Source organism: Ruminococcus sp. 1001136sp1_2201st1_G3_2201SCRN_220225 (assembly GCF_040924365.1).
In the GTDB taxonomy this organism is placed as follows: Bacteria; Bacillota; Clostridia; order Lachnospirales; family Lachnospiraceae; genus Blautia_A; species Blautia_A faecis.
The window spans coordinates 1-6,458 of record NZ_JBCOME010000098.1 but is presented as its reverse complement, the minus strand read 5'-3'; the positions used below and the strand labels follow the sequence as shown (position 1 = coordinate 6,458).

The following is a 6,458-nucleotide window of genomic DNA, read 5'->3' as shown; positions in this document are numbered from 1 at the left end:
AAAGAATCGTTAAAATTTTTTTCTTCATTTTTGAAATCTCCTCCTTCGAAACAAGTGACTTTATTATAAAAAAACAGGTCTGCCAGTGCTATAAGTTTTTGAATCAGTCACTATTACTTTTTTGCTTGTTTGGGAAATCCGATTGAAAAACAATTTGATTGGTTGTACTATATTTACTATGAAAGTCCTGGATAGCAGCTGTGGGAGCGCCATAGGCGCGGAACAGCTGACTTTCATATATTCAATATGAAAAGAGAGTTCTTATGAAAAAAAATCTGAAGATGTTTTTATTAATTGCTGTTTGCGCCATGGCAAGCTGTTGTCTGTTATATATCAGAGAAGCGGATGAAAAGCAGCAAATTCACAGTGAAAAAAAAGAAAAGGAAAAACTGGTATTTCTTACATCTAAGAGAGAAACAAGACATATTTTTGAAAAAATCATTGCAGATTTTAATGAATCACAGGATGAGATATATGTAGAACATATGGCAGTACCAAATCCGGATCAGGAGTTACAAATACGGGCGGTTCAGGGAGAATTTCCGGATATTGTTGAATTTATCGGAATGCAGAAAGATGAACTGGGAAAATATGTAAAGGGTGGATATTTGCGGGCATTGGATACTTTTTCCGCAACTCATTGCGTAAATGAACACTTTCTGGAAAAGTTAAAGATTCTTGGTGGCACTTATGTACTTCCATTGTCTGTGAATTACAGAGGGATATTTTATAACAAAAAGCTGTTGGAAGAGGAAGGATATCAGATTCCTTCTACATATGCGGAGCTTATTGATACGATGCAGCAGATAAAAAAAGCAGGAAAGCTTCCGATCATTTTTGCAGATAAAGACAGCTGGACGATTCATCAGGGGTGGGATGCGATTGACATGTCCTCAAGGGGAAGCCAGGACGATTTTTTTCAGAACGTGTTGAATGGTGATGCTTTCTTATATGAAGATTCTATCGCGCTTGATTCTACCAGAAAATTTTTGGAAATAAGAAAATACGGACAGAAACAGACCGTAAATACAGGATATGACGAAGCTGTGAAAAAATTTGCAAATGGGGAAGCCTATATGTTTTTTCAGGGAAACTGGGCGTATCCTATGATAAAAAAAATCAATCCCGATATAGATCTGTTGTTTATGCCGTTTCCTGCATATCACGAAAACCAGGCAAAGGTTGTGGTGAAAATAGATGCAACACTGGGGGTTTCCGCTTCCTGTAAGCATTTAGAAGCAGTCGAACAATTCCTGGATTATGTTTTTTCAAAGAATGTCAGTGAATATTATGCAGACAAAGCGGGGGCATATTCCTGTATAAAATCTGTAGATGTAGAAGACAGTTATGCGAAGGCATTTACAGATAGTATCAGAAGCGGTGAGTTTTTTCTGGAGGAATTTGCTTACGAGACCGAAAAATCGGATGCGATAAATGCTTTATTTCAGAACTTTATCAGTTCCCCTCAAAGGGATACAGAAAAATCATTTTTGAAAGAATTGAATGATCTTTTGATTCAGCAGAAAGGAGACTGAGGATGAAGAAAATTGCAAGATTACCTGTATGGTGGCAGCTTTTTATTGGGTTAGCATGCAGTTTCCTATTTTCCTTAATCATAATTTGTGCTTCTTTTTTCATTGATGTAAGAGAGGCCGAAAAAAATAACTGGTCTTATCTGCACGGAATGAACAGTCAGTGGGAGATGGAGATTGAGACCATAACGAAGAATCTGGATTATTTGAAATATTTACCTTTAATTGATAAAGGTATCATGACAGATCTTCGAAATGATTATGAAAAACAATCTTTAAAAAAACAACTTTCGTCCAAAGAATATGTAAATGGTATTCTGGAAGATATCTGTGGAATTAATCCTTATATTTTACGTGCTGCGATTTTAACCCAAAATGGAAATGTTTATGGTAACTTTGTGGAAGATTCGCTGACACAGATTGAACAGGCACAAGACCATATTGTCTATTCGAAAGTCGGTCATAAAAGTGAAGAATACATTACAGACATATATGAAGGCGAAATAAATCTGCTTCCTTATAAATTATTGACAATTGCATATGCTATGTATCCGGTGGAATCGGATGAAAAGCTTGCTACTATTTATATTGATTTGGATTTTGAAGAAATAGAAAAAAGTTTTTCTGTGTTTTCAAACGATGAAATTGAATGCTGCCTTTTTAACAAAAATGGAATCATTTATTCTTCTGAAGAAGAAAACAATTTTCTTCTTGAGGATGTGAAGAAGATTTATGAAAATTCAGATCATCAGGGAATACTGAAAGCAGATGGTTCTGCCTGGAATGCATATGTTGTTAAAGTCGATGATTTGGACTGGTATCTGGTTCAATGCATGCAGCAAAAAAGCTTTGTATTCAAAAGTATGAAGAATATTATGCTCTTTTGTTTTTGGGCTTTGCTGGTTTTCGTTTTTTTACTGATGGGTGGAATGCTGCTGATCAGTCGTATTACAAAACCTATCTCTGAATTTTCAGATGCTTTAGATCAGGTAACCTTACACAAAAAGCAAAAGCCACAGCACATTCAATTAGAAGAGAATGTACCAAGGGAAATTTCCACAATGGTAAGTGGCTATAACGATCTTGTATCCCGTATTGAAGAGAATATTATTCTGGCATACAAGAACGAAATAAGCCAGAAAAAGACAGAGCTGCAAATGCTGCAATACCAGATCAATCCTCATTTTTTATATAACACATTAAATATTGTCAGTGCATTGGCGAAACTAAATGGGATTGATGAAATATCGGAAATTTCAGAATGTCTGTCCCATATTTTCCATTATAACGTAAAAGGGGGAAATATTGTGCAGCTGAAAAAGGAGCTTGAGAATCTTCAGTGCTACGTAAAAATACAGTCCATACGTTTTCCGGGAAAATTTGATGTAATATACAACGTAGAAGAGGATATGCTGACTTGCGAAATGTTAAAGTTTATATTGCAGCCATTGATGGAAAATGCAATGGAACATGGTGTTATTCCATGCAAAAGAAGAGGACGGATAGAAGTGACAGGAAAAATCACTTCCGATCATATAGCTGAGATCAGTATTTGCGATAATGGGAATGGAATAGGCGATGAAATGCTGCAGAGGTTACACCAGGAGCTGAAGAAGGACTTGCAGCAGGGCGTGAATCATAGTTCCTCTGGAATCGGACTTATAAATGTGCACCAGAGGATTAAAAACTATTATGGAGAAGAATTTGGAATTTCAGTTGAAAGTAATCAAGGGGAATACACTTGTGTGAAAGTTTGTTTCCCGGTATTGCGAGAAGAGGTGTGAAAATGAATTTTAAAATTTTAGTTGCAGATGATGAATATTATGCGAGAAAAGCACTTGTTATGATGCTTGAAAAATCAGAACTGCCGATTTCAGTGAATGGAGATTTTGAAGACGGGGAAGAAGTGATAGAATTTCTTCAGGAGAATGAGGCGGATATTATCATTACAGATATCCGGATGCCAAATACAGATGGCCTGGAACTGGCAAAATATGTGCAGGAACATATGCCGAAATGCTCGGTAGTAATAGAAACCGGATATGAAGATTTCCAATATGCAAGAAATGCGTTGCGCTATCAGGTAAAGGATTATTTGACCAAACCGATCAATGAATCAGAATTACTTAAGTCAATAAAGAATATTCTTGCTGAAAAAACACAGTCTGATAACCTGGAAAATATGAATAAATTAAAAGGGGTTGTTGAGAATCTGGATTTTGCACAATTGATACAAAACGAAAAATTGTTTGATGATCTGATGCCTGCTGATCTTTGGAATGTTCATTGCTGGTTTTTTATGGTGAAGGGAGAAGTTTCACATTCAGGATATCAGAAGATAAAAAACTATTTGCAAAATAAAAGAACTACTGCAGGTGTACAAAGCTGGTATTTTAAAAATAAAGGCGAATGCATATTGCTCTTTTTCTGCAATGAGAAAATGAATTTCAAAACATGTATTGGAGAAGCTGATTTTTTACAGTTAAAAAATAGTATAGACCCAAATTCCTGGTTTGGAATCAGTGGGATCCATAAAGAAAGAGCGGAAGTTGAAAAGGCGTACAGAGAGTGTATTTACGCAATCAATAACCGTATTTTAATAAATGAAAATCTGTTTTTCTGGAAGGAAGAACTGGAAATTACGGAATTACTGGAAAAGGATACTTTGGAAATATTCAGTAGGTTTATAGAATTTGGACGCATTCGTGAGGCAGAAAAGATCATAGACAAACTATTTGCCAAATGTATAAGAGAGCATGCAAACATTTACAGCCTTTATAATGCAATCATACAGCTTTTTTCTGTCCTCAGAAAAAACTATTACAACGGATGTCAGGTGCCCTCTGGAGAAGGGGGATATTTCCTGTTTGATTTTAAAATCGATCTGTATCAATTCCATACAGCGGATGAGCTGAAAGAGCATTTGCTTATGATTTTGAAAGAAGTCTGTGAGAAAAGCGAGGAAAATGAAAATGAACTTCTGATAGAAAATATTTTAAGTTATCTTGAAAATCACTATGCAGATGATATTACATTAAATGAGCTTGCAGAACATAAATATTTTGTAAGTGTGGGCCACCTTAGCAGAACATTTAAAAATAAAACAGGATTGACATTTTCCAAGTATCTGACAGAACTTCGCTTGAAAAAGGCAATAGAATTTTTGAAAAATACAGACTTTGACATTACGGATATAGCTACCTTTACAGGCTATAATGATGCTTCCTATTTTACTCAGATTTTTCGAAAATCCTGCGGCATGACGCCTTCAGAATATCGCATTCTGGAAAGAAAAAAAGCAAAGCAAAATAGTGATATTTAAAAAGAAAATAATTTATAGGATTTTTCTTTTGGGAGCCTTAAAATGAAGATATCAAAAAATGAATTTATCAAAAAAGGAGGCTCTGTTTAAATGAAGAAAAGGATGATCGTATTAGCTGCATTACTTACTTGCTCCACACTTTTGGGAAGTGTTCATGTATATGCAGAGGAAAATGAAAAGAACGTTGTTGAAACAGTGTACGGAAAAGTGCAGGGAATCAACAGTACGGATGAAAATTATCAGGAAGTTGTGGAGTTTCGTGGAATTCCCTATGCAGCACCACCGGTTGATGATTTGCGTTGGAAACCACCGGTAGACCCGGAAAAATGGGATGATGTACTTGTGTGCGACACTTACAAAGATATCCCGATGCAGGTATTGGGCGGAGCAGAGGTGGAACCATATAAAACGGATATTTATTACGATGGAGTTCCTAAAATGAGTGAAGACTGTCTGTATCTGAATGTAATGACAACAGAAGATTCACTTTCCTCTACAGAAAAGAAACCGGTATATGTGTGGTTCCATGGAGGTGGACTGAATAGCTGCTATACCTTTGAGCCGGAAGGAAACGGAGAAGCTTTTGCAAAGAACGGAATCGTTGTGGTAACAGTGGAACAGCGTCTTGGCGTCTTTGGTTATCTGTCATTGCCGCAGCTTAGCGAGGAACAGGGCCAGAGCGGAAACTATGGTCTGATGGACCAGATCAAAGCATTGGAATGGATCAAAGAAAATATTGCGAACTTTGGCGGAGACCCTGAGAATATCACGGTTGGCGGACAGTCCGGAGGTACTTCAAAAGCAGTGGCTATGGTTGCTTCTCCTAAAATGGATGTAGAAGTAGATAGATTGATCCTGCAGAGTGGTTTAAATTACGATTGGCCATTCCAGACTCAGGAAAGTGCCGAAGAAAGAGGAACTGCATATCTGGGAGATCTGGGACTCGATGAGAACGCAACACTTGAGGATCTGAGAAATATAGATGCTGAAAAGCTGATTGACAATACCAGTTCCAATTATCCGGGAGGCATGAATCTGGATGGTTTGTATGTCACCTATGAAAGCACTAAGGATGCCATTAATGATGGAGTGTTTGATGATATTTCTGTTATGTCCGGAACGAATATGGGAGAGGGAAGCTATCCGAAGGTATCCACAGCAGATGATTTCTATGCACAATACAAAGAACTTCTTGGTGACTTGTATGATGAATACGATTTTGAAAATCTGGTAAAAGTAGATGACAATACAGCAGCTATGGTCAGCCGTCAGTTAGGAACCTATGGTCTTGGTTCATACGTTAGCAGAAATCTTATGGCTAATCGAGTATACGGAAAGATGATGTCAGAAAGAACGGATGGAAAAGCAGTAAACTACACATACTTATTCAGCCAGTGTACACCTGAGAGCATGTCAGATTTAGGAACAGACAGAGGCTGGGCAAGCCAGTGGGCATGGCATACAAGTGAACTGTGGTATGCATTTAATTCTCTGCGTGAGGGTGTTCCGGAGGTAAGACAGTGGAGAGATTGGGACTATGAATTAGCAGAAAAAATGAATCAGTATTGGTCAAACTTTATCAAAACCGGAGATCCAAATGGAGA

4 protein-coding genes are annotated in these 6,458 nt (G+C 37.1%); all 4 read left to right on the top strand.

Translation table 11 applies throughout. The annotated features are described in order from the left end of the window. Window positions 1-263: 263 nt before the first annotated feature. The gene (locus AB5642_RS19330; RefSeq protein WP_195478443.1) at window positions 264-1,535 is read left to right on the top strand and encodes an ABC transporter substrate-binding protein; all 1,272 of its coding nucleotides are present in this window, start codon (window positions 264-266) and stop codon (window positions 1,533-1,535) included. Between the two features lie 2 nt (window positions 1,536-1,537). Then, window positions 1,538-3,316 carry a sensor histidine kinase gene (locus AB5642_RS19325; protein WP_173719694.1) on the top strand — a complete coding sequence of 593 codons (1,779 nt, stop codon included), beginning with the start codon at window positions 1,538-1,540 and terminating at the stop codon, window positions 3,314-3,316. Window positions 3,317-3,318: 2 nt separating this feature from the next. Then, the gene (locus AB5642_RS19320; RefSeq protein ID WP_173719693.1) at window positions 3,319-4,854 is read left to right on the top strand and encodes a response regulator; all 1,536 of its coding nucleotides are present in this window, start codon (window positions 3,319-3,321) and stop codon (window positions 4,852-4,854) included. 90 nt (window positions 4,855-4,944) lie between these two features. Beyond that, window positions 4,945-6,458: carboxylesterase/lipase family protein (locus AB5642_RS19315; RefSeq protein WP_368371886.1), on the top strand; the 1,514-nt coding region annotated here is incomplete at its 3' end.

Excerpts from the sequence above, each read along its gene's own strand:
- AB5642_RS19320 (WP_173719693.1), top strand. The coding sequence starts at position 3,319 with ATGAATTTTAAAATTTTAGTTGCAGATGATGAATATTATGCGAGAAAA.
- AB5642_RS19330 (WP_195478443.1), top strand. The coding sequence starts at position 264 with ATGAAAAAAAATCTGAAGATGTTTTTATTAATTGCTGTTTGCGCCATG.
- AB5642_RS19325 (WP_173719694.1), top strand. The coding sequence starts at position 1,538 with ATGAAGAAAATTGCAAGATTACCTGTATGGTGGCAGCTTTTTATTGGG.